The following is an 18,754-nucleotide window of genomic DNA, read 5'->3' as shown; positions in this document are numbered from 1 at the left end:
GATAAGGTGCTTAAGGAACTTAAAAAGCATGCAGAGCGTTACGGATGGACACACAGACGCAGCAGTAATTTACTAAGAAAGTGTATTGTTGCTAGTAGAGTTGAGCGCCGCCATTTCTTCGGCGCGGATCCTCTGAAACTGTCTAATCTGCATGATGCAAAAATTGATTTTGAAGGGCTCTCATTCTTCAATCCCAAGCTCCTACCTAAGCTTGAAAAGCCTAAACTAGCGAGACTCCTCAGAAACAAAAGCCGTCGAAATAAAGGCAGCGAAACTAAAAAATCCAATGTCTGGCGCGCACTGAGACGAACTTATATTGCGCAAAAGCTACCGCCGTATAGGCTGGACAGTGACTGGTTCTCGAACGGGAAAGCTCAGCTACTTGATCACTTTCTAGCGACAATAACGTTTTCTGAAAATAGTCGAGCACCTGACTCAAAAACCTTAGAACAATACCGATACTGGTGGCAACGTTCAGAAACCAACAAGCTGTTCTCCTATGATGTGAGACCAGTAAGAACATTTGACCCAGACAAACCAGCCAGAGCGTGGCAAAGAGCTGTTGAATCATCAGCTCCGCTTACCATTGTTTACGGTGGTGCGGGAACAGGTAAAACTAGGCTCATCGCAGAACGCGCTCAATACCTTGCTGATAATGGTATGCGAAATAACCAAATAACGTGCTTATCGTTCACCAACGCGGCTGCTGACGAGCTCAATCAAAGGTTCAGGACAGGTTTTACTGTCAGACCTAATGTTTCTACATTTACTGCGTGGTGCGGTAGACAGTTGAAGATACTCTTCTCGGAATATAAAGGTTATAGGTACATTGCTGACACTGACGATGAAAGCGGCAGAATTGAAGAACTAAACAAGATAATTAAAGATCTCGAGGCTTCTATTTCGGCCTCGGATGTCAGCGATGTTTTGTCACTTGCTAAAAACGACTGCAAATCAATATCAAAATGTGCAGAGCCGACTCTGGGCAAAAGTAAGGTAAACGAATGCCTTGAGGTCATTAAGCACTATGAGAAATATAAAAAGGTGAATAGACTTTGGGATTTCGAGGATGTCGTTAGAGAGCTAGAAAGAAGGATAAAAGACAAGGCCACAGCCAAGAAGCTCGGTAGAAAGCACAAGCACCTACTACTTGATGAAATGCAAGACACCAACCGCGCACAAATCAATCTGCTTGGCAGGCTGCTTGAATCTGGGATAGAGCTCACTTTTGTGGGAGACATATCTCAGTCTATCTATGGTTTCAGAGGAAGCAAGCCGGAATTGCTAACCAAGTTTGTGAAAGACAAAGATGCAAATGTGTGCCACCTCACTCGACAATATCGAGCATCGAAACAACTATTAATGCTAACTTTGTTCGTCAGTTTACGAGTACTGACAGCAGAGATTTGCGAGTTCTTCCAGACTCTGATGGTACACCACCACACATCTGTCATGTCGATAGACTCGACGATGTACGTAAACCAACAAGTGCTTTTCTCAAAATGCACCACAATACCGATACGCTAGTTCTTGTCAGAACAAATTCGGTAGTTAAGAAACTAAGAACAGCTTTGAAAGGGCTTCTTGAGCCTGAACAAGTCATAACTATGCATAAGGCTAAAGGTCTGGAATGTCAGAACTGTATTGTGATTGATCCTCGCTTCAGCGGTACAGTAATGGAAACTAAGGAAGAGTTTAATCGGCTTATCTACACCTCTATTACAAGGCCAAAAAATGGGCTATTACTGATCAACTCGCTGTCAAACACCCACTATTACAAAGATGGTAATGATTACGAAGATATTAACATTCTTGACGTAGTAGCCAGTCAAAACGAAATTATAAGAGCTATAGATTAAATCTAATTTTGCAAAGATTTTGAAATAAGAGGTTTAGTTTTTGTATGACACCAAGAGGAATGGTGCCCAGAGGCGGGATCGAACCACCGACACGCGGATTTTCAATCCGCTGCTCTACCAACTGAGCTATCTGGGCACATAATATTGTGCGATGTTTTTGTTTCAGAGCTTTGCAAAACTTTGCAAAGTCTACGTTAGTAAACTCTAACGTTACAGCCCGCTATTTTCAAGCACTTGGTAAAACTTTGAATCAATAAGCTTGCACTTTTCAATCCGCTGCTCTACCAACTGAGCTATCGAGGCGAAAACTGGTTAGCATTGTCAGGTGAATTACCCGTCTTGCTGTGGGTGCGTATTTAACGAGTTTCGGGCTTTTAAGTCAACCGTTTTTCTCAGAATTTTTTTCAACTGCGCATTCTTTGCTCAACATGCACAAAATCACGCCTTTTTCGGCGGTACATACCCTTCAATAGTGGGCTCTTTACCTTCAAACAAGTACGCTTGCATCTGTGTTTCTAAAAACTGCCTGTCGGTTGGCTCCATCATATTCAGCTTTTTCTCGTTAATCAGCATAGTTTGTTTTTTCTGCCACTCAGCCCATGCCTGTTTAGAGATATTGTCAAAAATACGCTTGCCTAATTCACCCGGATACAACTGGAAATCCAGTCCGTCGGCTTCTGTTTTAAGGCGCACACAAAATACCGTTCTTGGCATTTATTCTTTCTCTTAAAAACTTATATGTGGTGCCAGTCTATCACTATTGCCCGTTAACGGAAATCATGTCATCTGCGATTCACTCGACACAAATCCGATTCAAGCTTGTTCAAATTGCTCCACTTAACTTTCAGCAGACTGGAAAAACTGCTTGATGGCGCGTTTTAAACTGCTTGAAATCACCGCCATACTGTCTTCCAGTTGAAGGCCTTCTTCGTACGCGCTAAAAACCTTCTCTGAATAGCGCTCTACCATGCCAAGCAGCACTTTTTCTTGCTCCTCCGTTAGCCCATAGTCAAATAAGCCAACCTGGATCTCTTCAATCATTTCATCCATGATTTTCACGTTTTGGCGTTTTTGGTTAGCCTGCTTGGTTGCCATTTCTGAGAGCGCATCGTTGGTGCCTTCCATAACACTTTTCATTTCATCCACTGCATTAAGTGCTTTTAAGCGACTTTCTGCGCCTTCGAGGATTAATGCCAGATGGTCCCTTAAACGTCCGCATTTGGCCTCGTCATCCGGGAGATTTTTGATAAGTTGAGAAATATTGCCAAAGTTGAGTATTAACCGCTGTCCACGCTGGTATATGCGTCCAATTTGTTGGAGCGACGTAAGCATTTCGATTTCCAGCGGTGAAGGGTTATTGCCTGACGATTTAGTTATTGCCTGCCAGTCAGTGCGAATTTGAACTGTGTTTAACAGCCCGAAATTATCACAGGTATCAACAATAGATTGCGCCAGCTCCTCAACACTCTGACAGGAGAAGCTTTGCCGTAAGAAGTGAATAACATTGGATTGTTCACTTGCATCCATAATGGCAGTCATAGCCGTATCCAACGCCATTTTTGACTGCGATTCGGAGTCTTCACGGGCTTGCTTTCTCAGCACGGCTAATTTTACTTTTTGCAGAATTTCGTCGCGATTCACTGGTTTTGACAGGTAGTCGTTACCGCCTGCTTCATAGCCTTTTCGCTTCTCGTCGAGGGAATCGTTGGCACTAACAAAAATAACCTCAACCTGCTCGAAACCCGGCAGTGCTTTGATGGCCTGACAGGTTTGATAACCGTCCATATCCGGCATAGAAACGTCGAGCAAAATGACTGACGGAGTGATTTTTCCAAATGCGCAAATATCCAAAGCACCCGCTCCGGATGTGGCAGCGACAATGGAGTAGTCGCCGCTAAGAATGGCCTGCAAGAAGCCAATGTCTTCTTTGCTGTCATCAATTATCAGAATTTGCTGACCACCAAATGTCATAAATGTCACCTAAACAACAAAAGACCTCATCTTAATCGTGTAAGAAGATTAATTCATAATTGTCAACTTGGGAAGAATATTATGTATAATTATTGAGCTAAAATATTTATAAATGACTATGTAAAAATAAATAAATTATAAAAATCATGTATATATAAAAATATAAGTATTAACGAATTAAGACTAATTGCTAAGAGCGCATATTTTAGCAAGCACATAAAATTAGGTATTATATCTTAAACGTTTGTTTAACTAGTAAAGTTGAAAATAGACGTCTATATATAAATGTGCGCTAAGAGGGTTAGTTTTCATGACTACACAAACAACGGGATCTCAACTCGAAAACCTGCAAAAGCAGTTACAAGTCATGGAACGAAAATACCAAAGAGAGCGTCAAGCCAAACTTGAAGCTGAAAGTATACTCACCAAACGGTCACTTCAGCTGTATGAGGCGAATTGTAAACTCGAGCAATACATGGACGGCCTGGAACTCGAAATTATAAAGCGCACTCAGGAAATTGCTGACGCAAGAGACGAAGCTATCAAGCTCGCTCAGGCAAAATCTGAATTTTTAGCCAATATGAGTCACGAGATTCGTACGCCCCTTAACGGCGTACTGGGTATGCTCTACTCAATGCGCAAATGCAAAAGTGACCTCCAGCGCAATTCTTTAATCCAGTCAGCAATTCAAAGCGGCAAGCTACTCATTGCCGTTATTAATGACATTCTCGATTTTTCAAAAATTGATGCTGTTGGCGTAACACTTGAACAACACGAATTTGACTTGAGGCATACACTCGAAACGGTGGCGCATAATTTTGCACCTAACGCACGAAAGAAAGACCTCGACATCATCACGATTATTTCGCCACAAATTCCTAACTCATTCATTGGAGATGGCCACAAGCTTCAGCAAGTTATCGGTAATTTACTGTCTAATGCCATTAAGTTTACCGACCAGGGATTTGTTGTATTAGCGGCGGACTTCAACGAAACAACAGGTGTTACCATTAGCGTAAAAGACACGGGTATCGGTATTCAACCAGACAAAATGACGAACTTGTTCGAAGCCTTCTCACAGAGTGATTCCTCAGTAACAAGAAAATACGGAGGCACAGGACTTGGGCTGGCTATTTCAGCGAGTTACATCAACGCCATGGCATCCAGCTTACACGTTCGCAGTGTTCCTGGCGAAGGCTCAGAGTTCTACTTTTCACTTGCCTCAATGGTTGCAGACCAACATACTCTGTGTGATGTGTATAATCCCAGGCTATTCAATAAGCACGTTGTGGTGCTTACCAATTGCCTGCAATATCAGACCAAGCTCTCATCTATATTTTCTAACACAAGTATCGCCTCGTTAACGCTTTGCGATACCTTTGATGAAGTAGCATTTGACAGTTTGAATGCATCCGGTAATGCGCTGCACTTCCTGCTGGATCTTAGTCATATGAGTAATGCTGATCGCATCAAAATACCCACCATAAAAAGCAGGCTGCCAGCATGCAACGTAACCTGTATCTCACTGGAAAACTATGAAGACATCATTAATGACGGTGAGGATGCGGATTATCACTTACTCAAACCGGTTCGAACCAAAGAACTGTTTCAGGCATTATCCGGTGAATCGATTATTCGCTATACCGACAAACTCGACACAGAATCCGCCCCCAAGTTTACTAATCTCGCCGTACTGGTTGTAGATGACAATCATATTAACCTGCAGGTAGCCGCGGCAATGCTGATCGATCTGGGATGCAGAGTGATTACCTGTGACTCTGGTTTTAAGGCTCTGGAAATAGTGAAACATGAATGCTTTGACCTTATTTTTATGGATATACAGATGCCCGGAATGGATGGTATTTCCACAATGAAAGAATTGCGGAATTTGCCAGAATTCCGGTCAAATACGCCAATTATCGCTATGACTGCGCATTCCAGGGAAGAAGACAAAGCCAAGCATTTGCGCAGTGGAATGGACGACCATATATCGAAACCCATCGCGCCAGAGACCATCGCGCAGGTCATTATTAACGTATTAAAGCTAGATGGCGTTACTGCAGAGATAACCGTTCCGGCCACCACAAAAACACCAGCCTTTCCGGATATTGCAGGCATTGATTTACTGAAGCCTTACCAAAACATGAACGGCAGGCAGGCATTGCTTCATTCATTGCTAACCAGCTTTATCGGCAAATACCAACGCGCAGGGGAAAACCTACAAGCGTTTCTGGCAATCGGGGATACCTGTGCTGCCAAATCACTCACGCATACCCTAAAAGGCACAGGTGGTAACCTGGGTTTGCTTGCCATTTCCGCCACGGCAGCGGAAATAGAAACAGCGCTAAAAAGTGATAAACGGCCATCCCACCAACAAATAGCGAATCTGAATAATGCGCTGAGTGCTTTACCGTTGCTGTCGGCGTGGCTTACACAGCAGACACCTGAGGAAAACGATCACGCCTGTGGGATAGACCTAACCATGACACTGACCGAGCGCTTGCAGTCTCTCTCTCAATCCATATTCAAAGACAATACGCAATCCCTTGAAATCATCACGTCATCCATTAGAACATATCCCTTGTACCTCAAAGCACTTACCGAAATTAAAGATGCGCTGGGAGACTATAACCTGCTTCTTGCCGATGAGTTAACAAACCAACTGATTCAGGAACAACACAACCATTCGGGTTTATAAGTTACTGCCCAACGCTTTCAATATTCTGGTGACCGGAGTGGGTACACCTACTTCCAGCGGTTCATCCAGACTCACCCATCGCCAGCCTGGTTCGCTAAGCTGTTGCGGAACACGCTCACAGCTGAGTATTTCTGGCTGAATATCCAGGTGATAATGCGAGAAAGTATGCCGAAACGGCTCCACCAAATTTAGCGATTCATGCTCCCCAATCAGTTGGCGTAATTGAGACGATAGCGCAGCGCCCGGCTCCCGCTCAAAGAAACTCCAAAGCCCTCCCCAGATTCCGGTTTGCGGGCGCTGTTGTAACAGCACCGCGCGCTGGCACAGGATAACGCTCATCACAGTTTGCTTTACTGGCAGTGCCTTTTTAGGCTTTTTACCCGGATAGTCAGTTTGTTTGCCCTGTGCGTAGGCTACACAATCAGTTTGCAGCGGACATGCATCACATTTTGGTTTGCTGCGCGTACACAGGGTTGCGCCCATGTCCATCATGGCCTGGGTATAGTGATTTGCGCGCTCTGGCGGTGTTAATTCAGTCGCATATTCCCACAGTGAAGTCTCTACACTTTTCGCGCCGGGCCAGCCGCTGATAGCAAAATAGCGCGCCAGGACCCGCTTAACATTGCCGTCTAGAATGGGATGCGACTGCCCTCCAGCAATCGACAATATAGCCCCGGCGGTGGAACGCCCAATGCCAGGTAGTGCCATCACCTGCTCAAGGGTGTCGGGAAAAACACCTTGATGTACATCGCGGACACATATTGCGGCTTTGTGCAGATTTCTGGCTCTGGCGTAATACCCTAAGCCAGTCCAAAGCTGTAATACATCGTCCTGTGGAGCATTGGCCAGCGCCACAACGGTAGGGAAGCGAGCCATAAAGCGCTCAAAATACGGGACCACCGTAGTTACCTGAGTTTGCTGCAACATAATTTCAGACACCCACACCCGGTATGGCGAAATATCCTGTTGCCACGGTAAATGTTTGCGCCCGTGCTCGTCGAACCAGGTTAATATGCGATCGGAAAACAACTGCTGCATAAACTTCCCAAACTTCCCAAAAATAATGTGTGTAATACGGCCCGAAAGCCAGTAAGTGTATCAGTGATTGCCTCACCAACGTAGAGCCTGTTACGATTGCAATCCCCAATCAGGTTTATTTTTATGACTGTACTTTTTCTTCCCGGCACTCTGTGCGACGAACGCGTTTGGTTTCCTGTATGGAAAAAACTGCCTGCCATGCAGCGCTGTTACGTCCCCCTGCAATGGGCCAATACCCTGCAGGATATGCTTGCTCTTACCAGCGACAGAGTACCCGACGGTGAGAAAGTGCATTTGGTTGGTTACTCCATGGGCGGATATATCGCTGTGCTGTGGGCGCTTACTTACCCCGAAAAGGTAAGTTCACTCACACTCTTAGGCTATTCACCGCTTGGTCTTACCGACGAAGAGACTGCACGTCGCAAACAATTACTCGCGGTACTTAAACAGGGCAAATTCTCTTCGCGTCAAAGCCAGTATCTAGCCAATATGATTATTCCGGATAAACGCGATTCACTGCTGCCGGTGATAAGCGACATGGCAGACGATCTGGGTGGCGCAACATTACTTGCTCACGTTTCCAGCACTACACCACGTAAGGATTTAACCAGCCAGCTATCAGCGCTTGGCGTGCAAGTACACCTGATCGCAGCCGACGCTGATGCAGTTGTTTCTCTGCCGTCAATTCAAAGGGCGGCCAACAACCTGCCGAAGGCAACGCTGAGCATACTGAAACACTGTGGGCACATGATGCTGATTGAACAGCCAGAGGAAGTTGCATCACTGATCGTGAAAGGCCTGCCGATTTAATCTATAGCCCGCCAAAACCGGCCATTTCACGCTATAATCGTTGCATTTACGAGCACTAAGTGGATAATGCCGCTGCGAAACAGAGGTAGTGAACAGTATGGGTCAATTTAAAACGCAGGCAGAAGCCGAAGCCGCAGGCATTTATATCAGCAAAGTTAAGAGCTATGTTAAGCGCGAAGGCCGCTTAACCAATGGTCAGGCGCGCGCGCTGGAAACTTACTGGCCAACGAAAGGTATTGAATATCAGGCTCAGCCGCTGGACCTGGCCGGCACCTTTGGCAAAGATGCCCCGGTTGTGGTTGAAATTGGCTTTGGCATGGGTAAGTCACTGGTTGCCATGGCCCATGCCGCACCAGAACTTAACTTCCTGGGCATTGAAGTACACCGCCCGGGTGTTGGCGCATGCTTAGCTGACGCAGGTGAACTCGGCGTTGAAAATCTGCGAGTCATGGAACACGATGCTGTTGAAGTATTGAAGAACATGATCCCAGACGGCAGCCTGCATCGTTTACAACTGTTCTTTCCCGATCCCTGGCATAAAAAACGCCATCATAAACGTCGTATTGTTCAGGCTGAATTTGCCGAATTAGTGAGAACCAAATTAGCCCCTGGTGGTACGTTCCATATGGCTACCGATTGGGAACCTTATGCCCAGTACATGGCAGAAGTAATGAATGCTGCACCGGGTTATACCAATACGGCGCAGGAAGGCGATTACGTTGAACGTCCGGCCTACCGCCCTATTACCAAATTTGAAGTACGTGGCCAAAAACTGGGCCATGGCGTATGGGATTTAATATACGAGCGCACTGAATGAGTTTATCACCGGCATCTCAACTTGTTATCCGCAATATCGACCAGTTGGAGCAAGGCGACTGGTTAGTGATTAATGCTGACGATGCAGGGTTGTTTCCTGCGTTGCAGACATTTAGCCTCACGGCATTACATCAGTATTACGATGTATTTTGCCAGGCGTCCGGGCACAGCGGAGCAGCGCAGTTCGATAGCCGGGACATATGCGATAAACCCCAGGCAATTAATATGGTTGCTGAACAAGGTAATCATAAGCACATATTTGCGCCTGCCGTGACGCAAGCCAGCGCAACCGATGTGCTCATTTTCATGCCAAAAGCCAAAGCGCATTTGAACATGCTGATGGCTATGGCCGCGCATCTGGTAGGCAATACCGGGCGGGTTCACGTGATTGGCGAAAACAAGGGTGGCATCAAAAGCGCAGGCAAAGCCATGCAGCAGTTTGGTGCGGTACACAAGCTCGACTCCGCCCGTCACTGCAGTTGGGTGACCTGTGATATCGAAAACGCACCAGGTCAATTTTCATTACACGACTGGACAGCCGTTGATACCTATTCACTCAAAGAGCACGAGTGGCAAGTGTGTTCGTTGCCCGGCGTATTCAGTCACCGGGAGCTCGATGAAGGTACAGCACTGTTGCTAACTAAATTGCCAGCTACCTTGACGGGCACTTTGCTGGATTTTGCGTGCGGCTCAGGCGTAATTGCGAGTTACCTGCACAGTGTTGGCGCGCGCACCCAAACTGAATTGCTCGATGTAAGTGCTCTGGCTTTATGGAGCAGTGCGCATACGTTGTCGCTGAACAATAGTCAGGGAACCATTATTGCGGCAGACACGCTTCATGGCGTGAATCATCGGTTTCAAACAATTGTAACCAACCCTCCATTTCACACTGGCGTAAAAATCGACTACCGCATTTCGCGCGACTTTATTGCCGGTGTAAAGCAGCGTTTAACCAGCAATGGCAAACTGTATCTGGTGGCAAATCGCTTTTTACCTTATCCCGAATTGCTTACCGAACAATTTAAGCAACCCGCTACACTGGCGCAAAACACCAGATTCTCTGTTTATTTTGCACAAAATTAATTTTTTCTGTGGTAATTTGTGATTCCAACAGAAGAATCACGGTACGCGCAGGAGAAAAAGGTTGAAGATTGTCTTTGCTATCTCGGAAGTTGAAGATTTAGTAAAAACCGGTGGGCTGGCAGATGTCGGCAAGGCATTGCCTTTGGCACTCAAAGCCGCAGGCCACGATGTCAGTATCTATCTGCCTTATTACAAAACCATCGCCAAACAACACAATTTGCCAGAAGCTTGTCCGGCGCAAACACTGTTTACTGAGAGTAAGGTGTATCACTTTACTCTTCGTCATTTAGCGTGGCGCGGCATCAATGTATATTTTGTTGACTACCCGGAATATTTCGACCGGGATGGCTTATACAACAGCGCCTATGAGGCCTATGGCGACAACGGCGAGCGCTTTGCGTTTTTCAGTGGTGCCGTGCTGCACGCTTTGCAAAGCCTGAATGAACAACCAGATATTATTCACTGCCACGACTGGCACAGCGCTATGCTGCCATTTTTAATGAAGCAAGACCCGTCTGGCTTTTTTGCCCGCACCCGCTCTGTGTTTACCATACACAACGCTGCGTTTCAGGGCGTGCACCGGCTCGAAGACATTCCTTTTTTACGTCATCATCCTCGCATTCTGGACCAGGTACATGGCGGTTACATCAATTACCTGCAATCTGCCATTGAATGCGCCAACAAAGTAACCACAGTAAGTCCAAACTACGCTACCGAGTTATTAACCAACCTTGGCAGCCATGGGCTTCACGATCGCTTAGTGCAGCGCGCCAGCGACCTGTCAGGTATTTTAAACGGATGTGACTACAGCCAATGGAATCCAATGACAGACGGCTATATTCCTGCGCACTTCAATGCTGATGATTTAACCGGCAAGGCAGAATGTAAAGCTAATCTGCAAAAACGTTCAAACCTGTCTGTAGAGCCACGTATGCCGGTGTTTGGTATGGTGTGTCGCTTAACCGAACAAAAAGGTTTTGGCTATCTGGTTCCAATCCTGGAACGTCTGATGCAGCACAAGCTTCAAATGGTTATCATTGGTACTGGCGATCCAAGCGTGTGCCAGGATTTAGGTGAATTTGCCGAACAGCATCCGGGTAAATTTGCTTTCATTAATGGCTTTAGTACAGAACATGCACATCTCATCGAAGCCGGGGCGGATTTCTTCCTGATGCCCTCGCAATTCGAGCCTTGTGGCTTAAATCAAATGTACAGTCTGGCCTACGGCACCGTGCCTATCGTTCGGGGAGTGGGCGGTTTAAAAGATACGGTCATCGATCCTGAACAAGACCCACAAAACGCAACCGGCTTTGTGTTTTTCGAGCCAACGCCCGACGCTCTGTTAAATTGTATCCGTCGCGCCATGTTGGCTTACTACGAATGTACCGATACGTTCAGAATCATGCAGCAAAGAGGCATGCGTACCCGTTTTACCTGGAAAGCGGCGGCTGAATCTTATATTGCACTGTACGAGAGTATGCTTGCATGAGAATAACCGGATGCAACATCACAGGTAAACATCTGTTAATGATTGCAGTGATGTTATGTCCGGCAGCGATTGCCCAGGTGCCTGAACAATGCGTGCAGGCACCTGAACGCACCAGCCTGTGTCCTCATACTCTGTACCGTATTGCCAAAGCCCCGATTCCTGCTCTCGATATTCCAAAAGGCGGTATGGTGTGTCTGTGCTTGTCTGATCTAACTGATTTACCGCTTCCTCAGCAGCCTGATACATTCCAATCCATCGCCAGTCATCTGCAGATGCCAGTAGCAGATGTGTTTATATTATTGGAAGTTCCTGTTCCGGATTGGGCAAAGAAGTAACCTCCCCTCTTTAAAAAGCCGCTCTCGGGAAACAAAAACTGAGAATATCCTGCTGATTTCTTTCTTTTTTAACATTTATGCGCCAATATTAAGTTATTATCAAATACACTTCATTAAACCATGCTGCAGACGCCGTCACGGCTATCCATTCGCAACATTTTGCTTTGGCTGGTGTTATCAATCTCCGGTGGAGCGCTGCTGATTTCATCGGTGATATCTAACTATACCCAGCATTCCAGAATGAAAACGCAACTGGAAAACGAAACGCGCGCAGTTGCCGATATGATTGCAGCAGCGTCACTGCCGGTTTTATCGGTGATCCCACTGGATTTCGAACAAAAGGCGGCGCAAACCGACGCCCTTAATCTGCTGCTCAACAGTCTTAAACACTACGACGATGTATTAAACGCCCACATATACAGTATTAACGAAAGCCCCACCCCAGAGATGGTGGCGCTATACACCAAATCCAGCAACACCGCTGTGGAGAGTCGCATCGGTAACATGGCCCGGTATTACACAGCCAGATTTGACGGCGATGTGTTTGAAATTATCCGCCCGATCAACGCCAAAAACCAAACCTACGGATATGTGTATATCCGTATTTCAGCCGAGGCTTACAACGCGTTTGTGAGTAATTCCATTACAGTACAAATTGCCACCCTGCTACTGATTATCATTGTTGCGTTTCTGGTTGCCTACCGATTTGGTCATACCCTCAGTAGCCCGGTGCAGGATTTAGTATTGGTGCTACAAAGTGTCGCGCGCAGCCGCGACTACTCAAACCAGGCCAAACATTGCAACATCAGGGAATACAATGCACTTATTGATACCATAAATGTGTTGCTTACCCGCATGCAGGAGTACGTACTCAAGCAACAACAATCCGAGCAGCAACATCAACAGTTAAACAGCCGGCTGGAAGAAGAAGTTAATCAGCGCACTGTTGCATTAAAGGAAGCCAACACTGAACTCATCCAAACCCTGGAAAAACTTCATCAATTCCAACGCCAGATTGTAGAGAATGAGAAAATGGCCTCATTAGGGGACATGGTGGCCGGGGTGGCTCATGAAGTAAATACGCCTATTGGACTGGGAATTACTGCCTCAACCATGATGCTTGACAGACTTGCAGTGCTCGATCAGCAGTTTGCCGATAAAACCCTGAAAGCCAGCAGCATGAAGCGGTTTATTGAAGAAGGTAAAGAAAACCTCAACATTATTTATCGCAACCTTAACCGGGCAGCTGACTTAATCTCCAGCTTTAAACAGGTAGCGGTTGATCAGTCGAGTGAAGAGGCTCGCGACATTAACGTTAAGCAACTGATAGAAGAAACACTCATGTCATTGCGTCCACGTCTGAAAAAAGTTACACATAACATTCGCGTGGAATGCAACGAATCACTGAATGTGGTGTCAAAAGCAGGCCCAATTAATCAAATTCTGATAAATTTAATCATGAATTCGCTCATTCATGCCTTCGAAGGGGTTGAAAATGGGCAAATTGACATCATTGCAGCATTGACGGATGACAAAAAACTGAAAATAATTTACAGAGATAACGGAAGTGGCATACCACCAACCATAAAAAAACGTATTTTTGATCCTTTTGTTACAACCAAACGGGGTCAGGGGGGGTCAGGTTTGGGTATGCATCTGGTATTTAACCTGGTCACCCAGGCACTCGATGGCAGCATAAAGCTGGAGAGTGAGCCAGGTAAGGGCGTAGAATTTGTTCTGTCCTTTCCGGTAACTGTAAAAAAACAAGTTAAATGAGCGCAGAGTAGATATTTTTCTTGAACAATGCTGGGTTAAGCTAGTAATTTAGCCTAAAGTGGCAACTAAATTGCAAGACAAAATACGCCAATAGCGATATAAATCTGTTAAACTTTGAACAGAAACACAACAATAGTAAATAGAGTGTGAACATGCAGACGCCCAATATATTGATAGTAGAAGATGAAGTGGTCACCCGCACCACGTTAAAGAGTTTGTTTGAAGCCGAAGGGTATAACGTTTTCGAGGCAGAAAACGGCGAACAGATGCATGATTTTTTTGAAAATCACACCATTAACCTGGTAATTATGGATATTAATCTGCCTGGTAAAAATGGTTTGATTCTGGCTCGGGAAGTGCGTGACCGCAAAAATGTTGGTCTGATTTTCCTGACAGGTCGTGATAACGACGTTGACCGAATTTTAGGATTAGAGATTGGTGCTGACGATTACCTCACCAAGCCGTTTAATCCGCGCGAACTCACTATTCGCGCCAGAAACCTGTTGAACCGCACTAACAGCAGCGCTGAAGACGATGATTTACCAAGCCGTGTAAGCTTTAACGGCTGGACGCTGGATGGCGACAGCCGTTCATTAATATCCCCGAGTGGTCACGAATTCCGTTTACCGCGCAGTGAGTTCAGAGCATTACATCTGTTCTTGAGCAACCCGGGTAAAATCCTGACGCGTGAACAGTTAATTATGGAAATGACGGGCCGTGAATTACGCCCGAATGACCGTACTGTTGACGTAACAATCCGTCGCATTCGCAAACACTTTGAATCACAGCCAAGCGAAGAAGAGTTGATCGTAACTATCCACGGTGAAGGTTACCGTTTCTGCGGTTCCGTAGATAACTAAAATCAGGCGAAGCATGTATTTAACGCCTGGCAATGGTTCGCATTGCCAGGCGTTTTTTGTTTCTGTCAGGACGCGTTTTTGAGCCTGGCAACAAGTGCTTGCGCTTCTTTCTCATATGCAAAGCCGCGCTGCTTATTTATTAATTGCGACACGACCTGTTGTGCCTCGCTGTTAAGCTCTAATTGCGCCAGTGTATAAGCAAGAAAGTATGCCGTGTCGGGATTATTACCATCCAGAGTATAAGCCTCACGTAACAGCTTCACCGCTTCTGCGGGCCTGTTTTGTAGTGTTAGTGACCAGCCAGCCAATGATTTCACGTACGGGTCATCAGGTGCGCTCTGAAGCGCGATTTGGGTATACTCGATCCCTTTTGCAGTATTGAAATGAAAGTAAGTTTGCGCAAGACGACGGGCAAAAGCAGGCTTTTTGTCTTCAGGCAGCAGATTTTCGTACAAATATGTATAGTGTTTTGCTGCTGACTCGAACCGCAACTGATAGTAATACAACTGAGCCAGTAAGTTGCGCGTGAATATCACATTGGGCTGCTTGGACACTTTAGCAATCAGTATTTTTTCGAACTCATCGCTGCCCACGCCGTATTGGGTTAGTGTGTAGAGTTTTGCGTAAATCAGGTCGTAGTCGCCATTCAGCGACAATGCCTTATAGTAATGCCTTTTAGCGTTATTCAAATCACCCTGTTGCTCTGCCAGACGGCCCTTTAACAACCACACATCAACCTGATTAGCATGGGCCTTCACTAATTGTTTCAGGACCACTTCTGCTTCGCTACTCTGGTTTTCGTTCAGGAATATTTCCGCTAGTTTTACGCCCGCTAACAGATCGTCAGGCATGAGCTCCCGCGCCCGGTGTAAACTTTGAATAGCAAGCCGGGAATTACCTGCTTGTAGAGCAGCATTTGCTGCAGCCACCAACAGAAGTGGATCGTTATTGGCAAGTAATGCCGCCTTTTTAATGTCGATTTCGGCCTTCTTCACTTCACCCAACGCAATACTTAGCTGCGCCCGACGCAACAAATTTTGCACGGTGTTGTATTCCAACTCGATCAGGCGGGACAGCCCCTGAATCGCGGCAGCCAGATTATTATTTTGTAAGCGCAGTGTTACCAACGCTTCTATTACGCTTTGCTGCGTATCATCAAGTTGCATTAAACGCAGATACTGGTTCATTGCCTGACCAGACTGCCCTGACGACAATAACAACCCTGCATACAACTGACCAACCGCTAAATCTCTTGGCAGCCTGCTGGAAAGCTCTCTCGCCTCATTTACAGCCCGCTCGGTTTCACCTTGCTGGTAAGTCAGCCAAATGCGATTGATTTTTGCGGGTGTTAAATCAGGCGATAGTCTGAGCGCCTCATCCAATGCCGTTGCTGCATCAGCGTACTGATGAAGCATCAGATGCAGAGCACCTTTAAAGTTAAGCAGATAAGCACTTTGTGGCTCTGCTCCCAACAATTGCTTTACGGCCATTAATGCGCGCTCAGGTTGATTGGCTCTGGCCATCACCACGGCATATACGGTTTGAATTTCGGTTGAGTCCGGATAACGCTGTTGCAATACGGTAAGTTTTTCAGCTCCGCGGTCCAGTAAGCCACGGGCGAGTAAAATTTTAACTTCCAGCAACTGCGCGTCAATTCGCTTAGGGTAAGTACTGATGAAGGTTTGCCAACTACCCAGTGCTTTAAATACGGTACCTTGCTCTATGAATAACTCAATCAACAACGCGTATGCAGTTGGTGCTTCCGTTAGTAATAGATCCTGGTTTGCTTCCAGAACCTTTATCGCCTCTGCCCGCTGCCCGAGTTGCACCTGAGTTTTAGCCAGCAGAACGATAGTCTGCGGAAAATAGGCCTTTTCCTTGTAAAGGTGTTCAAACTGAGTAATGGCGGTTTCAAGCGTACCTTCCTGGTAGGCAATTAACCCCTGTAAATACATTAATTCATCTGAAGGCTCGGTCAGCGAAGCCCTCAGTTTTTCAATTTGATTTTTTACAGCCTGAAGTTGCAACGCCCGTTCGGTGTTGCTTGTCAGGCTATTACTTACCAGCAGCGCGTAAGGGTCCTGGGGCGACTGCTTCAATATCGCATCAACCGTGCTTAGCGCCTGAGCGTCGTCGTTGGCGGCCAGATACAAATCGGCCATAATTCTCAGCACCAGGGGATGCTCAGGGTTTATCTGAAAAGCCAGTGCGGCATAATCCAATGCCTGCTCAATCTTTCCCTGTCCCTGACTCACCTGTGCCATGGCAAGCCAAACGCGAATATCAGTATCGTTGAATTTACGCGCTTGTTGTAAATGACGATTCGCGGCTTTCCAGTTTCGCGTTTTTATAGCGATACCGGCAAGCCCAAGGGGTTGCTCGATGTCATCAGCTATCTCGCCACGCAGGTTATAGCTTTCCCTCGCGCAGGTTTCTTCCTGCAGCGCCATACAGGATTCGGCCCGGGCCAGTAGCCAGTATGCTTTTTGGCTGTCCGGGAACGCTACATAACCCGCAAAATCCTTTATTACTTCATACTCACGTACAGCTAACAGCGCATCCGCCCACTCTCTGGCGAACAGGGATTCATCTGCACCACGCTTTATTGCGTCGTTGAACGTAATAACTGCTTGAGGATAGGCCTTTTGCCGGCTCTGGATCTTGCCAAGCAAAGCCAGTGCAGGCAAATATTCGGGCATTGCTTGCTGACAACGCTTAAGGTGAATCAGCGCGGTATCCGCATCGCCTTGTTCGTAACTGAATTCGGCTTTTTCACACTCGATTGACGCCGTATCAGATTGTGACTCAGCATTTACCCCCCCAATAACAAGGAGTAATACTACTACTTTCGTGAGTCTTGTAACGGCGGCGTATGCCATTTGCTTACCAAAAATAATTGAGTACAAAGGTAATTTTATATCCTGTAACCGGGGCATAGTGATTGCCATAATATTACGAATTTTAAAAAGCAAAAAGGCTGGGATCCCAGCCTTTTCTTAACCATGTGTGTTTTTGCGCTACTTACGACGTTTCAGTGCAAGGGTGGCGATCAGACCACCAAACAACAAAAAGAATACGGGTGGTGCGGGTACTTCTTCACCAGGCGTGTTACCTGGCGGCACATACGTGAACAATTGATTGTGCAGTTCAACCGTACCTGTATAAGACAGCGCTGCAAAACCGCCATCGAGACTACCGGTACCACTGGTGATGTCTGCATTGGGAGCTAACACCGAACCGTTCCAGCCGTCGCCATTAAAACCAATTGAGGTGTAATCGTAGAAGTTCCACAATACCAGAGAGGCAACCTGTTTTGTAAAGTTACCAAAAGCCTTAGCGTTAATACTCAACGCACCGGTACCTGCCACGTTAATAATAATTGGCACTGTGGGCGTAAAACCAAAACTAAAGCTACCGTTTAACAAATCAGAACCGTTGATATTAAATACCAGCAGATCATCGCTACTGGTCGATTCAAACTTCAGGTTATTCATATCTGACGTGTTAAACGTACCGTTAGCAGTAAGTGACTTGTAATAATTACTGTCGTCAATCACGCTTTGATAAATCGCATCAAACTGATTTTGAAGCACACTCTGACTTTGCTGAACGACAGCACCACTGCCGTTTAAAATCAGGTTTGTACTGCCAGCCGAACCGCCGTAAACAATATTACCGTTTTGGGTTTTTACATCGTTTGCAGTGATGTTGCCAACAACGGTTACAGCGTCAACCACGGGGTCTGCCGCTATACGGCTTGCAACATCCAGCGACTTGCCAGCCATATCGATGTTGCCACCAATCATGATGCGGCCTTCGATATCACTGCTGGTGTTCAGATCGTTTTTCAAAATCAGGTTATAGGTACCTACATTTTCAACGGACGCTACTGTGCTCATCGACACGACAACGGCTAACGACGCTAATAATTGATTAAGTGTTTTCAAAGATATGTACCTTATTTCTTCCCTGCCGCTCTTAAACAAACGTCAAAGCAAATATCGATCCAAAAAATAACC

The 18,754-nt window shown here is 46.2% G+C and carries 15 protein-coding genes and 1 tRNA gene; 10 read left to right on the top strand and 6 right to left on the bottom strand.

The window, feature by feature from the left end; genetic code table 11:
- A partial coding sequence (locus tag ACLR2L_RS04740) for a UvrD-helicase domain-containing protein (RefSeq protein ID WP_413366146.1) occupies nt 1-1,527 on the top strand: 1,527 nt, incomplete at its 5' end.
- A gap of 44 nt (nt 1,528-1,571) precedes the next feature.
- A complete protein-coding gene (locus tag ACLR2L_RS04735) occupies nt 1,572-1,859 on the top strand; it encodes an ATP-binding domain-containing protein (RefSeq protein ID WP_413366144.1) in 288 nt (95 codons plus the stop codon).
- Between the two features lie 60 nt (nt 1,860-1,919).
- Here ACLR2L_RS04735 and ACLR2L_RS04730 read toward each other — a convergent pair.
- The 3 genes from ACLR2L_RS04730 to ACLR2L_RS04720 all read right to left on the bottom strand — a co-directional run bounded on the left by ACLR2L_RS04730 (nt 1,920) and on the right by ACLR2L_RS04720 (nt 3,830).
- Nucleotides 1,920-1,995, bottom strand: a tRNA-Phe gene (locus ACLR2L_RS04730).
- A gap of 302 nt (nt 1,996-2,297) precedes the next feature.
- Entirely contained in the window at nt 2,298-2,573 is a 276-nt protein-coding gene (locus ACLR2L_RS04725; RefSeq protein ID WP_140958841.1) for an oxidative damage protection protein, read from the bottom strand.
- Between the two features lie 123 nt (nt 2,574-2,696).
- Nucleotides 2,697-3,830, bottom strand: a complete 1,134-nt coding sequence (locus tag ACLR2L_RS04720; RefSeq protein ID WP_413366142.1) for a response regulator — start codon at nt 3,828-3,830, stop codon at nt 2,697-2,699.
- A 310-nt stretch (nt 3,831-4,140) separates the two neighbouring features.
- On the opposite strand from ACLR2L_RS04720, the gene ACLR2L_RS04715 reads away from it, so the two are divergent.
- Nucleotides 4,141-6,528, top strand: coding sequence for a response regulator (locus ACLR2L_RS04715; RefSeq protein WP_413366140.1), 2,388 nt, complete (start codon nt 4,141-4,143; stop codon nt 6,526-6,528).
- Here the strand turns inward: ACLR2L_RS04715 and mutY are convergent.
- Nucleotides 6,523-7,566: an A/G-specific adenine glycosylase gene (gene mutY / locus ACLR2L_RS04710; RefSeq protein ID WP_413366138.1), complete on the bottom strand. Its 1,044-nt coding sequence runs from the start codon at nt 7,564-7,566 to the stop codon at nt 6,523-6,525. The two genes, ACLR2L_RS04715 and mutY, sit on opposite strands and share 6 nt — an antisense overlap.
- Nucleotides 7,567-7,689: 123 nt before the next feature.
- Here mutY and ACLR2L_RS04705 point away from each other — a divergent pair, with 123 nt between their 5' ends.
- The 7 genes from ACLR2L_RS04705 (at nt 7,690) to arcA (ending at nt 14,735) form a co-directional block, all read left to right on the top strand.
- Nucleotides 7,690-8,376 (top strand): alpha/beta fold hydrolase, encoded by a 687-nt coding sequence (locus tag ACLR2L_RS04705; protein WP_413366136.1) that lies wholly within the window; start codon nt 7,690-7,692, stop codon nt 8,374-8,376.
- 97 nt (nt 8,377-8,473) lie between these two features.
- Nucleotides 8,474-9,193 carry a tRNA (guanosine(46)-N7)-methyltransferase TrmB gene (gene trmB / locus ACLR2L_RS04700; RefSeq protein WP_140958816.1) on the top strand — a complete coding sequence of 240 codons (720 nt, stop codon included), beginning with the start codon at nt 8,474-8,476 and terminating at the stop codon, nt 9,191-9,193.
- Nucleotides 9,190-10,275: a methyltransferase gene (locus ACLR2L_RS04695; RefSeq protein ID WP_413366134.1), complete on the top strand. Its 1,086-nt coding sequence runs from the start codon at nt 9,190-9,192 to the stop codon at nt 10,273-10,275. The genes trmB and ACLR2L_RS04695 overlap by 4 nt, the downstream gene beginning before the upstream one ends.
- A gap of 61 nt (nt 10,276-10,336) precedes the next feature.
- A complete protein-coding gene (glgA, locus tag ACLR2L_RS04690) occupies nt 10,337-11,764 on the top strand; it encodes a glycogen synthase GlgA (RefSeq protein WP_413366132.1) in 1,428 nt (475 codons plus the stop codon).
- Nucleotides 11,761-12,099 carry a hypothetical protein gene (locus ACLR2L_RS04685; protein WP_413366130.1) on the top strand — a complete coding sequence of 113 codons (339 nt, stop codon included), beginning with the start codon at nt 11,761-11,763 and terminating at the stop codon, nt 12,097-12,099. The genes glgA and ACLR2L_RS04685 overlap by 4 nt, the downstream gene beginning before the upstream one ends.
- Before the next feature lie 120 nt (nt 12,100-12,219).
- Nucleotides 12,220-13,875, top strand: a complete 1,656-nt coding sequence (locus ACLR2L_RS04680; RefSeq protein WP_413366128.1) for a sensor histidine kinase — start codon at nt 12,220-12,222, stop codon at nt 13,873-13,875.
- A 152-nt stretch (nt 13,876-14,027) separates the two neighbouring features.
- Entirely contained in the window at nt 14,028-14,735 is a 708-nt protein-coding gene (arcA, locus tag ACLR2L_RS04675) for a two-component system response regulator ArcA (protein ID WP_140958805.1), read from the top strand.
- 65 nt (nt 14,736-14,800) lie between these two features.
- On the opposite strand, the gene ACLR2L_RS04670 is transcribed toward arcA, so the two are convergent.
- Together ACLR2L_RS04670 and ACLR2L_RS04665 are read right to left on the bottom strand one after the other, a co-directional pair.
- Nucleotides 14,801-17,671 (bottom strand): tetratricopeptide repeat protein, encoded by a 2,871-nt coding sequence (locus ACLR2L_RS04670; RefSeq protein WP_413366125.1) that lies wholly within the window; start codon nt 17,669-17,671, stop codon nt 14,801-14,803.
- Nucleotides 17,672-17,752: 81 nt separating this feature from the next.
- Nucleotides 17,753-18,682, bottom strand: coding sequence for a choice-of-anchor A family protein (locus ACLR2L_RS04665; protein WP_413366123.1), 930 nt, complete (start codon nt 18,680-18,682; stop codon nt 17,753-17,755).
- Nucleotides 18,683-18,754: the final 72 nt, after the last annotated feature.

Source organism: Alteromonas sp. AMM-1 (assembly GCF_047290655.1).
Lineage (GTDB): Bacteria > Pseudomonadota > Gammaproteobacteria > Enterobacterales > Alteromonadaceae > Alteromonas > Alteromonas mangrovi.
The sequence above is the reverse complement of the archived record's forward strand: the minus strand, read 5'-3'. Positions and strand labels throughout refer to the sequence as shown.

What these genes read in the sequence shown, in the direction of transcription:
- ACLR2L_RS04725 (WP_140958841.1), bottom strand. Translation starts at nt 2,573, where the DNA reads ATGCCAAGAACGGTATTTTGTGTGCGCCTTAAAACAGAAGCCGACGGA.
- ACLR2L_RS04720 (WP_413366142.1), bottom strand. Translation starts at nt 3,830, where the DNA reads ATGACATTTGGTGGTCAGCAAATTCTGATAATTGATGACAGCAAAGAA.
- ACLR2L_RS04715 (WP_413366140.1), top strand. Translation starts at nt 4,141, where the DNA reads ATGACTACACAAACAACGGGATCTCAACTCGAAAACCTGCAAAAGCAG.
- mutY (WP_413366138.1), bottom strand. Translation starts at nt 7,566, where the DNA reads ATGCAGCAGTTGTTTTCCGATCGCATATTAACCTGGTTCGACGAGCAC.
- ACLR2L_RS04705 (WP_413366136.1), top strand. Translation starts at nt 7,690, where the DNA reads ATGACTGTACTTTTTCTTCCCGGCACTCTGTGCGACGAACGCGTTTGG.
- trmB (WP_140958816.1), top strand. Translation starts at nt 8,474, where the DNA reads ATGGGTCAATTTAAAACGCAGGCAGAAGCCGAAGCCGCAGGCATTTAT.
- ACLR2L_RS04695 (WP_413366134.1), top strand. Translation starts at nt 9,190, where the DNA reads ATGAGTTTATCACCGGCATCTCAACTTGTTATCCGCAATATCGACCAG.
- ACLR2L_RS04685 (WP_413366130.1), top strand. Translation starts at nt 11,761, where the DNA reads ATGAGAATAACCGGATGCAACATCACAGGTAAACATCTGTTAATGATT.
- ACLR2L_RS04680 (WP_413366128.1), top strand. Translation starts at nt 12,220, where the DNA reads ATGCTGCAGACGCCGTCACGGCTATCCATTCGCAACATTTTGCTTTGG.
- arcA (WP_140958805.1), top strand. Translation starts at nt 14,028, where the DNA reads ATGCAGACGCCCAATATATTGATAGTAGAAGATGAAGTGGTCACCCGC.
- ACLR2L_RS04670 (WP_413366125.1), bottom strand. Translation starts at nt 17,671, where the DNA reads ATGCCCCGGTTACAGGATATAAAATTACCTTTGTACTCAATTATTTTT.